Genomic DNA, 16,147 nt, shown 5'->3' with positions numbered 1-16,147 from the left:
GACCTGAAATATGGATGAAGCACAAAGCAATTCGAATCTTCCAGAAGGCACCGAGCCTGCCGCGGCGCCGGCGGTGCGCCCCGACCTGACTGTCGCGGAGATGCGTGAGTGGCTGCGCAAGGCGGTGGCCACCGCCACGAGTCAGTCGCCCGACACGATCGACGAGACCACTCCGCTGATCGAGCTGGGGCTGTCCTCGCGTGACGCGGTGGCCATGGCCAGCGACATCGAGGACCTCACCGGTGTGACGCTGACGGCCACGGTGCTCTTCCGGCACCCGACCATCGAGTCGCTGGCCACGGTGATCATCGAGGGTGAGCCCGAGCCCGAGGACACCGGTGACGAGGACTGGACGCGTGCCTCCGATGTCGAGGACATCGCGATTGTCGGCGTCGCAACCCGCTTCCCGGGGGACATGAACTCCCCGGACGAGATGTGGGAGGCGCTGCTGGAGGGCCGCGACGCCATCACGGACCTGCCCGAGGGCCGCTGGGAAGAGTTCCTCGCCGAGCCGCGGATCGCCGAACGCGTCGGCAAGGCCAGCATTCGCGGCGGCTACCTCTCGGACATCAAGGGTTTCGACTCCGAGTTCTTCGCGCTGTCGAAGATGGAGGCCGACAACATCGATCCGCAACAGCGGATGGCGCTCGAACTGACCTGGCAGGCCCTCGAGCATGCCCGTATCCCGGCGTCGAGCCTGCGCGGCACCAATGTCGCTGTGTACGTGGGTAGTTCCAACAACGACTACCAGTTCCTGGCCCTGATGGACCCGACGACCGCGCACCCGTATGCGATCACCGGTACCGCCACCTCGATCATCGCCAACCGGGTGTCCTACTTCTACGATTTCCGCGGGCCGTCGGTATCCGTCGACACCGCGTGCTCCAGCTCGCTGGTCGCCGCGCACCAGGGTGTGCAGGCGCTGCGCTCCGGCGAGGCCGATGTCGCCATCGTGGGCGGGGTCAATGCGATGATCACCCCGATCGTCACCATCGGTTTCGACGAGGTCGGCGGAGTGCTGGCCCCGGACGGCCGGATCAAGTCGTTCTCCTCCGACGCCAACGGATATGCCCGTTCCGAGGGCGGCGGCATGCTGGTGTTCAAGCGGGTATCCGATGCCCGCCGCGACGGAGACACCATCCTCGCCGTCATCGCCGGCAGTGCGGTCAACCATGACGGCCGGTCCAACGGCATGCTCGCACCCAACCCGGATGCGCAGGAGGATGTGCTGCGCAAGGCCTACCGGGACGCCGGGATCAACCCGCGCGACGTCGACTACATCGAGGCGCACGGCACCGGCACCATCCTGGGCGACCCGATCGAGGCCGACGCACTGGGCCGGGTGGTCGGCCGCGGTCGCGACGCCGACAAGCCAGCTCTGCTGGGTGCGGTGAAATCCAATGTGGGACACCTGGAGTCGGCTGCCGGCGCGGCCAGCCTGGCGAAGATGACCCTGTCGCTGCAGCGCGACAAGCTGCCCCCGTCGATCAACTACGCGGGCCCCAACCCGTACATCGACTTCGACAAGGAACACCTCAAGGTCAACGACACCGTCTCGGAGTGGCCGCGCTACAGCGGGCACGCCATCACCGGTGTCTCGGGCTTCGGCTTCGGTGGGGCCAATGCGCACCTGGTGCTGCGCGAGGTCTTGCCGTCGGATCTGGTCGAGCCGCAGCCGGAACCCGAAGTCGAGGACAAGCCGGCCGCCGACGAAGCGAACGCCGCCCTTGTCGGTGGTGTGCGGATGGACGAGTACGGCGAGTTTGTTCACGATGAGCCTTCTGAATACCCGGCCTACGAAGAGGCGAGCCTGGAGCTGCCCGGCCTGACCGACGAGGCGCTGCGCCTGATCGAGGCGGCCCGTGCGGAGTTGGCGGCGGCAGAAGCTGCTGAGCCCACCAAGAAGGTTGTCCCGCTTGCTGTCTCGGCGTTCCTGAGCTCACGCAAGAAGGTCGCCGCGGCGGAGCTGGCGGACTGGATCGACAGCGAAGAGGGTCGCGCGTCGTCGCTCGAGTCCATCGGACGCTCGCTGTCGCGCCGCAACCACGGCCGTTCCCGCGCCGTGGTGCTGGCCCATGACCACGACGAGGCGATCAAGGGCCTGCGGGCGATCGCCGATGGCAAGCAGCATCCGACGGTGATCTCGGCCGACGGCCCGGTGACCAACGGCCCGGTGTGGGTGCTCGCCGGTTTCGGTGCGCAGCACCGCAAGATGGGCAAGAGCCTGTACCTGCGGGAGCCGGTCTTCGCCGAGTGGATCAACAAGGTCGACGCTCACATCCAGGATGAGCGCGGGTACTCGATCGTCGAACTTATTCTCGATGACGCGATCGACTACACCAACGACACCTGCGAATACCCCATCGAAGTGGTCCAGACGGTGATCTTCGCCATCCAGATCGCGCTCGGGGAGTTCCTCAAGGCTCACGGAGCGAAACCCGGTGCGGTGGTGGGACAGTCGCTCGGTGAAGCGGCCGCCGCCTACTTCGCCGGCGGCCTGTCACTGGCCGACGCCACCAGGACCATCTGCTCGCGCGCGCACCTGATGGGTGAGGGCGAGGCGATGCTGTTCGGCGAGTACATCCGGTTGATGGCGTTGGTCGAGTACTCCGCCGACGAGATCAAGACCGTCTTCGCGGACTATCCGGGCCTCGAGGTGTGTGTCTACGCCGCCCCGACCCAGACCGTCATCGGGGGCCCGCCGGAGCAGATCGAGGCGATCATCGCCCGTGCCGAATCCGAGGGCAAGTTCGCGCGCAAGCTCCAGACCAAGGGCGCCAGCCACACCCAGCAGATGGATCCGCTGATCGGTGAGCTTTCCGCCGAAATCCAAGGCATCGAAGCGCATCCGCTGACCACCGGTTACTTCTCGACCGTGCACGAGGGCAAGTTCATCCGGGCCGGCGCCGAGCCGATCCACGATGTGGACTACTGGAAGAAGGGGCTGCGCCACAGCGTCTACTTCACCCACGGCATCCGCAATGCGGTGGACAACGGCCACACCACCTTCCTGGAGTTGGCGCCGAACCCGGTGGCACTCATGCAGGTTGGATTGACGACGGCTTCGGCCGGGCTCCACGATGCGCAGCTGATCGCAACCCTGGCCCGCAAGCAGGACGAGGTCGAGTCGATGGTCACGGCCATGGCTCACTTGTTCGTGCACGGCCACAGCCTGGATTTCCGGACTCTGTTCCCGCGCAAGTCCAGCGGGCTGGCCGGCGCCCTGGACTTCGCCAACATCCCGCCCACCCGGTTCAAGCGCAAGCAGCACTGGCTGGAAGCAACGTTCACCGCGGACAGTTCGGCGGTGATGCCCGGCAACCACGTCGCGACACCGGACGGCAAGCATGTTTGGGAGTTCGTGTCGAAGGGCGCCGCTGACCTCGCCGCGCTGGTGAGAGCGGCTGCCGCGCAGGTGCTTCCGGATGCCAAGCTGACCGCCTCCGAGCAGCGTGCGGTGCCCGCCGAGGGCTCGCGTCTGGTCACCACGCTGACCCGGCACCCGGGCGGTGCCTCCGTGCAGGTGCACGCCCGGATCGAGGAGTCTTTCACCCTGGTCTACGACGCGATCGTGACCCGCGGCGGCGCCGCGGCCGCGCTGCCGACCGCGGTGGGCGCCGGCGTTGTCGCCGAGCAGGTTTCGGCCGCGCCGGCCGTGGCCGAACCCGAGGCCCAGGATGATGCCGAGATATTGCAGGACAACCTGACCAGGGGCGCCAATCTCGGTGCGGGCTTTGCCAAGTGGTCACCGGATTCGGGCGAGACCATCGCACAGCGACTCGGCACCATCGTCGGCGGCGCCATGGGCTACGAGCCAGAGGACCTGCCGTGGGAGGTGCCGCTGATCGAGCTGGGCCTGGATTCCCTGATGGCGGTGCGGATCAAGAACCGGGTCGAGTACGACTTCGACCTGCCGCCGATTCAGCTGACCGCAGTGCGCGACGCCAACCTGTACAACGTCGAGGAGCTCATCAAGTACGCGATCGAGCACCGCGACGAGGTCGATCAGATCGCCGAGTCCCAGAAGGGCAAGACGGCCGAGGAGATCGCCGCGGAGCAGTCCGAACTGCTGGGCGGTGCCTCCACGGTCGCCGAGCTTGAGGCCAAGCTGGCCGAGACCGGACACCCAGTGGCGGAGAACGACTCCGAGGACAGCGCTGACGCTCCCGAAGCAAGTGGAATCCCGGCTGATCTTCCGGTTCCACCGGCGCCTTCGGACCCGTCGGGACCTGCCGTCCCCGCCCCGCCGAGTGATCCGTCCGGACCCGGCAAGGCCACCGCGGCTGCGGCGGCTGCCAAAGTACTGACCCAGGAGGCGGTCACCGAGGCATTGGGCGCCGACGTGCCCCCGCGTGACGCGGCCGAGCGGGTCACATTCGCCACCTGGGCGATCGTCACCGGCAAGTCGCCGAGCGGCATCTTCAACGAGCTGCCCTTCGTCGATGTCGAGACCGCGACGAAGCTCTCCGAGCGGCTCTCCGAGCGTGCCGAGGGCACCGTCACGGTTGAGCAGGTGCGTTCGGCCAAGACCATCGAAGAGCTGTCCACGATCGTGCGCGATCAGCTCGAAGAGGGTGTGGTGGACGGATTCGTCCGCACCCTGCGGCCTGGCAAAGAAGGCTCCTCGCACGTGCCGCTGTTCGTGTTTCACCCGGCCGGCGGATCGACCGTCGTCTACGAGCCGTTGATGAAGCGGCTGCCCGCCGACACCCCGGTGTACGGCATCGAACGGGTCGAGGGTGCCATCGAGGAGCGCGCGGCCGAGTACGTGCCCAAGCTCCTGGAGATGCACAAGGGCCCGTTCATCCTGGCCGGCTGGTCGCTGGGCGGGGCACTGGCCTACGCGTGTGCGATCGGGCTGAAGCGCGCAGGCGCCGATGTCCGGTTCGTCGGCCTGATCGACCTCGCGCTTCCCGGGGAGCCGATCGACCAGAGCAAGGAGGGTATGCGGGCCCGTTGGGATCGTTACGCCCTGTTCGCCCAACGCACCTTCAACGTCGAGATTCCGGCGATCCCGTACGAGGAGCTGGAGCAGCTCGACGACGAGGGCCAGGTGAAGTTTGTCCTGGACGCGATCAAGGACAGCGGTGTGCAGATCCCGGGCGGGATCATCGAGCATCAGCGCACGTCGTACCTGGACCAGCGCGCCCTGGCCACCATCGAGGTCCAGCCGTACGACGGCCACGTGACCCTGTACCTGGCCGACCGCTACCACGATGACGCCATCGTGTTCGAGCCCGCGTACGCGACCCGCAAGCCCGACGGTGGCTGGGGCGAGTACGTCAAGGATCTCGAGGTGGTGCCCATCGGGGGTGAGCACATTCAGGCCATCGATGAGCCGTACATTGCCAAGGTCGGTGCTCACATGAGCGAGGCGATCAACCGTATCGAAGCGGAGAGCGAGAGCAAGTGACCAACAAGACCACGGCCGAACTGCTGGCCGAGCTCCGCGAAAAGCTGGAACTGGCCAAGGAACCGGGCGACGCGAAAGCCATTGCGCGGCGGGACAAGAAGGGCATTCCCAGCGCCCGTGCCCGCATCCACGCCCTGGTCGATCCGGGCAGCTTCCTGGAGATCGGCGCGCTGGCCAAGACCCCGGGTGACCCGAACGCGTTGTTCGGCGACGGCGTGGTCACCGGGCACGGCACGATCAACGGCCGCCCGGTCGGTGTGTTCAGCCACGACCAGACGGTGTTCCAGGGTTCGGTCGGTGAGATGTTCGGCCGCAAGGTCGCCAAGCTGATGGAGTGGGTGGCGATGGTCGGCTGCCCGATCATCGGGATCAACGACTCGGCCGGCGCCCGCATCCAGGACGCTGCGACCTCGCTGGCCTGGTACGCCGAGCTGGGCCGCCGCCACGAGATGCTGCGCGGCCTGGTCCCGGAGATCTCCATCATTCTGGGCAAATGCGCGGGCGGCGCGGTCTATTCGCCGATCCAGACGGATCTGCTGGTGGCGGTGCGCGATCAGGGCTACATGTTCATCACCGGTCCCGACGTGATCAAGGACGTCACCGGTGAGGATGTGACGTTCGACGAGCTCGGCGGTGCCGACGTGCAGGCCCAGCGCGGCAACATCCACAAGGTCGTAGAGGATGAGGCCGCGGCGTTCCAGTACGTCCGCGACTACCTTTCGTTCTTGCCCGCCAACCACTTCGACGACGCTCCGATCGTCAACCCGGGCCTTGAGCCCGAGATCACCCCGCACGATCTGGAGCTGGACTCGATCGTGCCGGATGCCGACAACACGGCGTACGACATGCACGAGATCCTGCTGCGGATCTTCGACGACGGTGACGTCTTCGAGATCGCCGAGCAGCGCGGCCCCGCGATGATCACCGCGTTCGCGCGGGTGGACGGCCGTCCGGTCGGCGTGATCGCCAACCAGCCGATGTTCCTGTCCGGAGTGGTGGACACCGATGCCTCCGACAAGGCGGCGAGCTTCATCCGGTTCTGCGACTCCTTCAACCTGCCTTTGGTTTTCGTCGTCGACACCCCCGGCGCCATGCCCGGTGTGGAACAGGAGAAGGACGGCATCATCAAGCGCGGTGGCCGGTTCTTCAACGCCATCGTCGAGGCCGACGTGCCGAAGGTGACCATCGTCGTCCGCAAGGCCTACGGCGGCGGGTACGCGGTGATGGGCTCCAAGCAGCTCTCGGCGGATCTGAACTTCGCCTGGCCGACCGCACGTATCGCGGTGATCGGCGCCGAAGGTGCCGCGCAGCTGTTGGTGAAGCGCTTTCCGGATCCGACCGCACCCGAGGTGCAGAAGATCCGTGCCGACTTCATCGAGGGCTACAACCTGAACCTGGCCACGCCGTGGATCGCGGCCGAGCGCGGTTACATCGACGGCGTGATCCAGCCGCACGAGACCAGGCTGCTTCTCCGCAAGTCCCTGCACCTGTTGCGGGACAAGCAGAACATGCCCAAGGTCCAGCGTAAGCACGGGCTGACCCCGATCTGATCCGGCGCGCGTGAATACCGCGGTCGTCGTCGGTGCCGGGCCCAACGGGCTCGCGGCCGCCATCACTCTCGCCTCGGCGGGGCTGGACGTCACCGTGCTGGAGGCGGCCGGCGAGATCGGCGGCGGGGTGCGTTCCGGTGACGGCATCGTCCCCGGCCTGCTCCACGACCACTGCTCAGCGATCCACCCGATGGCCGTCGGCTCGGCGTTCCTGAACTCCCTCGAGCTCGAACGGCACGGGCTGCGGTGGAAATGGCCCGAGGTCGACTGCGCTCACCCACTCGACGGTGGCGACGCGGGCCTGCTGTACCGCAGTGTCGATGACACCGCTGCGGCGCTCGGCGCGGACGGTGGTCGGTGGCGGGCGGCGTTCGGCGGTCCGTCGGAAAAGTTCGACCTGCTCTCGCAGGACATCATGGGACCGCTGCTTCGGGTGCCCAAGCATCCGTTGGCGCTGGCCCGGTTCGGCGTACCCACGGTGCTGCCGGCCGCGGTGTTCGCCCGGCTGTTCCGCACTCCGCAGGCCCGTGCATTGTTCGGAGGCGTTGCCGCCCATACGTTTCAGCCGCTGCACCGCCCGCTGACCTCGGCGATCGGGATGGGCATCATCACGGCCGGGCACCTGCACGGCTGGCCCGTCGCCGAGGGTGGTTCGCAGGCCATCACCGATGCACTGGCAGCGGTGCTGGCGGAGTCGGGCGTCAAGGTGGAGACCGGTGTCCACGTCACGTCTGCAGCGCAGTTGCCGCCGGCGGACGTCACGATGTTCGACGTCGCTCCGACGGCGGTCGCCGACATCCTGGGCGACCGCCTGCCCAAGCGGGTGGCTCGGGGATTCCGTCGATTCCGATATGGTCCAGGCGCATTCAAGGTGGACTTCGCCATCGACGGCCCGGTGCCGTGGGCCAATCCGGAGGCGGGCCGGGCCGGAACCGTGCACCTCGGCGGCGATTTCGACGAGATCGCCGCGACCGAACGTGACATCCATGCCGGCAGGATGCCGCAGCGACCGTTTGTGCTCGTCGGTCAGCAGTACCTGGCCGACCCGAGCCGATCAGCAGGCGGCATCAACCCGGTGTACTCGTATGCCCATGTGCCCCACGGCTATACCGGCGATGCGACCGAGGCGATCATCGGTCAGTTCGAGCGGTTCGCTCCCGGGTTCCGAGAACGGATCGTGGGGATGGCGGTGCGTTCGACGACGGAGATGTCGGTGTACAACGCCAACTATGTCGGCGGTGACATCTGCACGGGCGCCAAGGACATCCGGCAGTTGGTGTTCGGCCCGCGGATTACACTGCAGCCCTATCGAATCGGTGTTCCAGGCATGTACCTGTGTTCGGCGGCCACCCCACCGGGGCCCGGAGCGCACGGCATGTGCGGCGCCAACGCTGCCGCTGTCGCCCTCGCTGCTCTGCGACGGTGAGTCGGCCGCCTTTGCGGCGGGCTGTTGACGCACATCCTTACTCACAAGCGTGTAATTCGAAAATATGGGCCCTGAAGAGCGGTGACGCGGGGCCTGGTGAAATCCATCCACAAGTTGTCCACAGGGCACCCGTGTTGGCTGGAATCAAGCTGGAATCAAGATTGCAGGCCCGCGATGAAGATCTCGAGCAGCCGGCCCACGGTGGATTCGAAGTCGGTGACCATGGCGTTCCGCCCCCCTGTTTCCGGCGTGGTCCACGCCCAGGCTGTGCCGGTGAAGGCGTGAACGGCGGCAGTCAACGATCTCAGCTGTTCGTCGGACAACGGAAGTGATTGCCGCAGAGCCGCACCCAACCGCTGTTGCGCATCTGCCGCCTGCGTCGCCAGGGCGCGCAGACTATCTGGGCCGAGTCGCCCGATGAGTACGGGTGAGGCGGCGATGAGATCGCACAGCACCGGTCGTGCGGCCAGGGTGTGCGCCAGCGCCGTGGCCGGGCCGGTGGTGGAGAGTTCGCCGGCCAACTCATCGATCCAGGTCAGATGCTCGTCGTACATCACCGCCAACAGCAGCGCCTCGCGTGACCCGAAATACCGCAGGATGCCCGACTTCGCGAGTCCGGCTGATGCGGCCACGTCGCCCAACGTCAATGCGGCCGCGCCGGTGTTCTCGAGGAGCCCGCGCGTTGCGGCCAGCACGTGGGATGACCGGTCCTGACGTTGCGCTTCGCTGCGTGCGCGGGTGAACGGTGGAGCGGATTCTGCCATTTCGCAATAGTAGAACACTGTTCTGTTATTGTCTCGATCGTGTACCGCCACTTCGAATGCACTGTCCGCCGCCGCACCACGGCGTCGCCCCGGACCCTGTTCGCCATCGTGTCCGACGGATCCCGGTGGTCCGAGTGGGCCAAACCGCTGATCCCGTATTCGGCATGGGAGACGCGGGGCCCGGCCGATGACGGTGGGGTCGGGGCGATCCGGGCCGTGGGCACCCGGAAGAAGCCGACCCGCGAGATGACCACCATCCATGAACCCGGCCGCCGGCATGGTTACACCATGCTCACCGACGGCCCGATCCGGGACTACCAGGCCGAGGTGTCTTTCACCGAGGCTCCCGGCGGGACGCAGGTGACGTGGCGGGGTAGATACGAGACCCGCCGGCGGGTGGTCGGATTGGCGTACTGGCTCGTCTTGCGGGTGGTGCTCGGCACGCTGTCCCGCAAGCTGGTCACGGCTGCGGAGCGGGTTACGGCTTGATGCGGATCCGGCCCGGCTTGTAGAGCCCGGAGTGGGTCGCGGTACCGAGTTCGACCTCTGCGGGAACCGCGTCCACGATGGTGTCGAACTTGCGCAGCGAACCCCAGTCCCGGCCCCAGTCCTTGTTCAGGTAGGTGGCCATCACATGCTGGCGCAGCAGCAGATCGCTGATGCCCAGCAGGCCACCGTTGATGCCGTCCTCCCAGGTGTCGGTGTCCTTCATCTTGGCGTTGTAATCCGGGGTGATCCGGAACTTCGGCACCTCGGTGACACCGTTGGCGTGCAGCATCGGTTGCTGGCACGGGAAGGCCAGGCCCACAGCCCAGTCCATCAGCACCGGCTGCTGTGAGCCGATGTACTCCTGCACGGTCTTGACCTCGGGAACCCGGGGCGGGGTGACGGCGATCCAGTCTCCGAGAGACAACGACTTGTCCTCGGCGATGACGCGGACGAACGTCGCGTCGGCGGGGATCTCGCTTCGGTCGAAGCGCAGGTTGCGCCAGGACGGGATGGGCCCCAGGTCGTAGGGCTCGACCCGGCCGGCCGGTACTGCGGCGCCGTCGGGCCCAGGCCGTCCGTACTCCAGCTCGACCGCCTGGCCTTCGGTGCGACCGTTGAAAATGCTGTTGCCGGTGATGGTTCCGGCGGCGGTGACGACGACCAGCGGGTGGGCGGCGTCGGGAGCGGGCAGTTGGTACCAGGCCGAGGCCAGCTTGCTCTCCTGCTGAGCCGCGCCTTCGACGTAGCTGCCGGCCAGCGGCACCCGGGCCGGATCCAGCCCGTAGGGCAAAGGCACCCTGGAACCGTTTATGCCCGTTGTCGTCAATTCGGCGGCCGCATTCCAATCGGCATCGATGCCGGGCATCGGGACGGTGATCCGAATCGCCTCGGCGACAATGTGGTCCGGCACGCCGTTCGGGGTGAACCCGGTGGGTGCGGTGCCGCCCAGCGGCCCCAGCGGGCCGTAGTCTCCCGGTGCCGGGGTGAGGAACCCGTCGTTGGTGTCGGGTTCCACCAGCACGTCGTCGGCAAGGCCGCAGCCACCGGCGAAGGCCCGCAGGTTAGAGGACCCATTGGAGTAGGTGCCCTCCTGGCGCACCACGCCGTAGAGCATCGAACCGACGAACACCACGACCATGAACCCGGCCGCCACCGGCACCGGTGCGGTGGTCAGTGCCCGCGCCAACCGGCCTTCGGCCGATGGTCTCAGGTGCAGCCAGTACGCCCACAGCGCGGCGATGGCGAACAGCGCAAAGAATATGGCGCTCACCGTGATTCCGCCGATGTTGGGCTTGTCGTTGTTGAACGGCACGCCGTAGCTGGACACGTACCACCAGCCATTGGTGGTGGCGAAACACAACGCCAGCACGAACAGCACCGCGGCGGTGAACGCCATGCGGTTACGCGCCGACCGCAGTACCACCGGCCCGGCCAGCACGGTGACCACCGCGGCCATTGCCGCACCGACGGCGGCGAACAGTCCGAAGTGGTGCACCCACTTGGTGGGGGTGAACATCAGGCAGAACATGGTCGCGAAGATGATGCCCATCAGCCGCCACACCGGCCCGCGGGCCACACCGGGAACCCGCTTGCGCCGCAACATGATGAAGAGCGAGGCGAACAGGCTCAGCGCGGTGATGATGAAGCCGAACCGGCGCGACAGCGAGCCGTCCACGGTCGGCAGGATCAGGTAGTAGTACCGCAGGTTCTCGGTGTACCACTCTTGACTCGGCCCGATGGCGGTGCGAATCCTGGTGGCCTCCAGCACTGTTGCCAGCGTCTGGTCGGCGAACACCACGGTCAGGATCACTGTTCCGGCGGCCAGCAGTGGCAGTACCAGCGGCCACACGCCCAGCACGCGGCGGCGGCGCACCAGGATGCGCAGGATGGGGCGCCCACCGGCGAGCAGCGCGGCGACCGCGATCAGACCGGTCGGCTGGATCCCGAGGGTGAACGCCGCCGAGATGATCGCCATGGCGGCCGGAGTCAGGCGTCCGGAGATGATGGCCCGCTCGATCAGCACGTAGGTGATCAGTGCTCCGGTGGCGATCTGGCCCTCGGGGCGCAGGCCGTTGTTGAACGGCATCCAGGCCGCCATCAGCACCAGGCCCGCGGCCCAGAGTGCCGGCTTGGAGGCGATGACCGCGGGTCCGAGGCGGGGCAGCACCTCGCGCGACAGAAGCAGCCAGCAGACCAGGGCACAGATCAGGTCGGGCAGTCGCATCCAGATGCTGGCGTCGCTGACATGGGTCATGAGGGCCAGCAGGTTGTAGAACCAGCCGAAGGGATCCTCCGGGCTGCCGAACCAGCGGAAGTAGTTCGACATGTAGCCGGCGTGGTCGGCCACGCGCGCCATCTGCAGGATGTACCCGTCGTCGGACGAGTTGGCGCCGATCACGTGCCAGCTCAGGAATCCGCCGACCACCACCACGTCGACGGCGCTGAAGGTGCGCCAGCGGGATGGGATCAGGTGGTGCATCCGGCGGCCGTCGAGGCGGTCCAGCCGCCACAGTGCCAGCAGCGCAACCACTGTGGCGGCGATCCCGAGCAGCATCGCCACCAGCTTGAGCGCGGTGGGTTTGGAGGTGAATCGGGTGTCGATCGTGGCTGACAACGAAAGACCTTGCGGCGCGGGTCCGGTCAGCTCGGTGAAGACGCCGACGATCTGGGGCCGCAGGTTCGGATCGGGGAAGCCGGTGCGCAGCTCCTTGCCGTCCGCGCCCGTGAGCCCGACGAACGTGGCGAACGTGCCCTTGTCGTTCGAGGTGATCTCGATGCGGTCGCAGGCGGCGGAACTCGCCTTCTCCCGGGACACGCTGGCGATCACCACGTTGCGGTCGGTGATGTCGACGCGCTTGGCGTTGACGTTGACGAACAACGCGTTGAGGGCGGCCTGCCTGCCCTCCTTGGGTGCGGTGCCCAGCACCATGCCGCCCTCCGGTGGCATGGACCGGATCACCTCGCACGGCACCGACACCGACATGGTGACGGGCGTCTGGGTGATCAGCGGGGCGGTGACATTCTGCAGTTGATCCTGTTGGGGCCAGTTGAGCGTCGCGGTGGTCTGCACCACCGGTAGCAGCGGTGTGGCCACTGCGCACAGGAAGCCGATGAGTCCGGCGATCATCGCCACCCAGCGGGTCACCTGAACGCCCTTGTCAGCGCTGTGTTCGCGCACCGTGGTGCTCATGGCAGGGCCCGGATCGGTCCGGGCCGGCTGAAGCCGAACACTCGTTGGGTTCCTTGATCAATCGTGGCGACGGGCGCCTGGTCGGCCGGCACCACCCGGTCGTATTTCTCGATCGAGCCCCAGTCCCGGTACCAGTCGTCACGCAGATACGTCGGAATGGTCGACGTGCGCAGCAGCGCCTGGATGAAGAGGAAGGGACCACCCTTTTGGGCGGACTGCCACATGTTCGACGACACCACCACTTGCTTGACGTTGGGAAGGATGCGGTACTCCGGCAGCTCGGCCACGCCGAGGTGTTCGGAGAACGGGCGCTGGCACGGGAAATTCGCGGCGGTCGCGATATCCATCATCACCGGGGTCTGCGCGCCGAGGAACTGTTGTGCGGTCTGCAGGGTCGGCACCCGCGGCGGGGTGAACCCGAACCACTGGTCGTCGGAGAGGTTGGGATCGTCGGCGACGATCCGCGCCACGTTGGCCTCCGGCGGCGCCCAGGCGAGCGGGAAACGCAGGTTGCGCCAGGCGTATTGGGCGAACACGTCGATGGGTTGCACGGCGTTCAGCGCCTGGAAGCTGCCGTCGGGCCGGTTCACGCCCCACTGCAGTTTCAGCGACTGGCCGTAGTGGAACTCGTGTTCCTCGTCGTAGTACCAGATGGCACCCGCGGCGGCGACGGTCACCAGCGGCCGGTCCGCGGTGCGGGGCGGCAGTTGGTACCAGGCCGAGGTGGCCTTGGCCGCAACCCGTCCCTCTTTTGAGGCGGGCTCGTTGTAGCTGCCCATCACCGGCGTGCGGGCCGGGTCCAGGCCGAACGGCAGGTATACCCGGGAGCCGTTGGCGCCGACGGGTCCGTAGCCGCCCCCGGTGCCCGCGGCGTAGGCGATGCCGACGTTGGGTTTGTTGGGCGAGCCGTCGGAGTTCACCGTGCCGGGGTTGGCGACGACGGGTTTCGGCGGTTCCAGGGTGTCGCTGATTCCGTTGGGGGTGAAGCCAACCGGGTTCTCACCGCCCAGCGGTCCGTACTCGCCGTAGGTCTGGCCTTCCACCGGTTGCAGCATGCCCGCATTGGTGTCGGCCTCGACCAGGACATCGTCGGCCATGGCACAGCTGTCCGATGACAAACCGGAACTCAACGCACGCACGTTGGCCGCCGCGGTGGTGTAGACGGGGTAGCGCTGGACCAACCCCTTGGCCATCGAGCCGACTTCGAGCACCACCATGATGGTCGCGACCACCAGCAGCGGGGTCGACGCCAGCGCCCGGTTGCGCCGGGTGTCTGCCACCTCGGTGTGCCCGGCGTAGTCGATCCGGAAGTGCAGCCAGCCGGCCAGCACCGCGGTGACGATGGCCAGGGCCAGGAAGATGGTGGTCACCGGGAATCCGGCGATCACCGGCTGTCGGTCGAACCAGGGCACGCCGTAGTTGCCGACGTAGAACCAGCCGTTGGTGCCGGAGGTGGCCCAGGCGAGCACGAACAGCAGTGCGGTGACGTAGAGGGCGAGGTTGCGTCGGCTGTGCAGGCCCACCAGGGCGAAGGCGAATGCCGTCACCGCCCCGAGAGCGGCTGCCAGCCCGGCGAAGGCACCGAACTGCACGGCCCACTTGGTCGGGGTGAAGTGCAGCAGCAGCAGGCCGACGGCGGTGGTGCCGATCAGTCGCCAGACCGGGCCGCTGGTCAGCCCGGGTACCCGGCCCTTGCGAAGCAGGACGGTGATCATGCCGAACAGGCACAGCATCATCGCCAGCACCGCGAAGCGCCGGGTCAGGGAGCTGTCGACGGAATCCTCGACGGTCAGGAAGTAGTAGCGCAGGAATTCCTGGTACCAGGAGATGGTCGGCCCGACGGTGTATTTGATCCGGGCCGATTCGGCGACGCTGGCCAGGGTTTGGTCGCGGAACACCACGACGAAGATCAGTGCGGCCGAGCCCGCCAGCGCGGCCAGTGCGGGCAGCGCGATGCGTCGGGCCTTGATGATCTTGATGACGGTGCGTGCGCCGACCAGCAGCGGGGCCAGTGCGATGAGGCCCTGCGGTGCCAAAGTCACGCTGAGCGCCGCAACGATGATCGCCAGGCAGGCCGGCCACAGGCGGTGGGTGGCGATTGTTGTTTCGATGAGGGCCCACACCGCGAGCACGCCGAAGGCGATCAGCGGCTCGGGGCGCAGGCCGTTGTTGAACGGCATCCAGGCGGCCAGGAACACCGCGCCGGCGGTCCACATGGTGACGCGGTTGAGCGCGACGCGGCGGCCGATCCGGGGGAGCACCCAGCGGCTCAGCAGCAACCAGGTGCCGATGCCGGCCAGGGTGGCCGGCAGCCGCATCCACACGCCGGCGGTGCTGATCGCCGCGAAGTGGCCCAGCACCGACTGGTACCAGTCGAACGGGGCCTCGGTGGTGCCGAAGTAGCGGAAGTAGTTGGCGGTGTACCCGGCGTCGGCCGAGACCCGCGCGATGGTCAGGTTGTAGCCGTCATCGGAGGAGATGGCGCCGATGACGTGCCATACGAGCAGGCCGCCGATGACGCCGATGTCGGCGATCCAGGTGGCGAGCGGCACTTTCACGAAGCGCCGCCAGGCGCCGCGCACTCGATGACAGCCGCGGGCCTGAATGTCGCCGCCGGGGCGGCTCCGGCGGTCCAGCACGGCCAGCGCGGCGATCGACGCCACCACACACAGCACGCCGAGCGCCATCACCAGCAGTTTCAGCGGGGTCGGGGAGGTGATGAACCGGGTGTCGATGTCGACGCGGGCGCTCAGCCCGGGCTGGGGCGCCACCTTTAGATCGGTGAACAGGCCGGCGACCTGGGGCTTCTTCTCGACGGCCGCGGTGCCGGTGGCACCGGGGATGCCGACGAAGTCCGCGCCGACGCCGCCGAGGTTGGCCCACAGGTGCAGCGCGTTGCAGCCGCCGGCGTTGATCGCCGCGCGGGGAGCGACGGCGGCCACCGAGTCGCGGAACGCGACCACCACGGTCTCGGAGTTGGCCCGCACGAACAGCCCGTTGCGGCTGGCATCGATGCCTCCGGACGGGATGGTGGAGAACACCAGGCCGCCCTCGGCGGGCAGTGACGCCATCGCCGAGCAGGGAATGGATACGTCGAGGGATTGTGGGGCACCTGACACCAAGGGGGCGGTCACCGAGGTGACGTTGCCTCCGCCGTCGGTGCCCTGCGGCCACAGGATGGTCGCAGTGGTCTGTTTGACGGGCAGTAGCGGCACCAGCGCGCACAGCACCACACCCGCGATGCCCGCGACGATGGCGATCAGGCGTGCGATGCCCACAACACGGTCGGTTGGCTCATCGGAAGGCACGAGGCTC

General features: G+C 67.5%; 7 protein-coding genes. 4 read left to right on the top strand and 3 right to left on the bottom strand.

The features are described 5' to 3' along the window. Window positions 1-10: 10 nt before the first annotated feature. Genes pks13 through ACZYZF_RS29045 form a run of 3 tightly spaced genes read left to right on the top strand, consistent with a single transcriptional unit; the run spans window position 11 to window position 8,389 of the window. Window positions 11-5,413 carry a polyketide synthase Pks13 gene (pks13, locus tag ACZYZF_RS29055; protein WP_463837545.1) on the top strand — a complete coding sequence of 1,801 codons (5,403 nt, stop codon included), beginning with the start codon at window positions 11-13 and terminating at the stop codon, window positions 5,411-5,413. After that, entirely contained in the window at window positions 5,410-6,963 is a 1,554-nt protein-coding gene (locus ACZYZF_RS29050; protein ID WP_463743685.1) for an acyl-CoA carboxylase subunit beta, read from the top strand. Before pks13 ends, ACZYZF_RS29050 begins: the two co-directional genes overlap by 4 nt. A gap of 10 nt (window positions 6,964-6,973) precedes the next feature. Continuing rightward, window positions 6,974-8,389: a phytoene desaturase family protein gene (locus tag ACZYZF_RS29045; protein ID WP_463837543.1), complete on the top strand. Its 1,416-nt coding sequence runs from the start codon at window positions 6,974-6,976 to the stop codon at window positions 8,387-8,389. Window positions 8,390-8,544: 155 nt separating this feature from the next. Here ACZYZF_RS29045 and ACZYZF_RS29040 read toward each other — a convergent pair whose 3' ends face one another. Further along, window positions 8,545-9,153 carry a TetR/AcrR family transcriptional regulator gene (locus tag ACZYZF_RS29040; RefSeq protein WP_463837541.1) on the bottom strand — a complete coding sequence of 203 codons (609 nt, stop codon included), beginning with the start codon at window positions 9,151-9,153 and terminating at the stop codon, window positions 8,545-8,547. Window positions 9,154-9,192: 39 nt separating this feature from the next. On the opposite strand from ACZYZF_RS29040, the gene ACZYZF_RS29035 reads away from it, so the two are divergent. After that, window positions 9,193-9,642 carry an SRPBCC family protein gene (locus ACZYZF_RS29035; RefSeq protein ID WP_463837540.1) on the top strand — a complete coding sequence of 150 codons (450 nt, stop codon included), beginning with the start codon at window positions 9,193-9,195 and terminating at the stop codon, window positions 9,640-9,642. Here the strand turns inward: ACZYZF_RS29035 and ACZYZF_RS29030 are convergent. Together ACZYZF_RS29030 and ACZYZF_RS29025 are read right to left on the bottom strand one after the other, a co-directional pair. Next, window positions 9,632-12,832: an arabinosyltransferase domain-containing protein gene (locus ACZYZF_RS29030; RefSeq protein WP_463837539.1), complete on the bottom strand. Its 3,201-nt coding sequence runs from the start codon at window positions 12,830-12,832 to the stop codon at window positions 9,632-9,634. The genes ACZYZF_RS29035 and ACZYZF_RS29030 overlap by 11 nt on opposite strands. After that, the gene (locus ACZYZF_RS29025; protein WP_463837538.1) at window positions 12,829-16,140 is read right to left on the bottom strand and encodes an arabinosyltransferase domain-containing protein; all 3,312 of its coding nucleotides are present in this window, start codon (window positions 16,138-16,140) and stop codon (window positions 12,829-12,831) included. The genes ACZYZF_RS29030 and ACZYZF_RS29025 overlap by 4 nt, the downstream gene beginning before the upstream one ends. Between the last annotated feature and the right edge of the window lie 7 nt (window positions 16,141-16,147).

It is taken from the genome of Mycobacterium sp. IDUB_24 (genome assembly GCF_055419385.1).
The sequence above is the reverse complement of the archived record's forward strand: the minus strand, read 5'-3'. Positions and strand labels throughout refer to the sequence as shown.

Coding starts and splice junctions, on each gene's coding strand:
- pks13 (WP_463837545.1), top strand. CDS start 11: ATGGATGAAGCACAAAGCAATTCGAATCTTCCAGAAGGCACCGAGCCT.
- ACZYZF_RS29040 (WP_463837541.1), bottom strand. CDS start 9,153: ATGGCAGAATCCGCTCCACCGTTCACCCGCGCACGCAGCGAAGCGCAA.
- ACZYZF_RS29030 (WP_463837539.1), bottom strand. CDS start 12,832: ATGAGCACCACGGTGCGCGAACACAGCGCTGACAAGGGCGTTCAGGTG.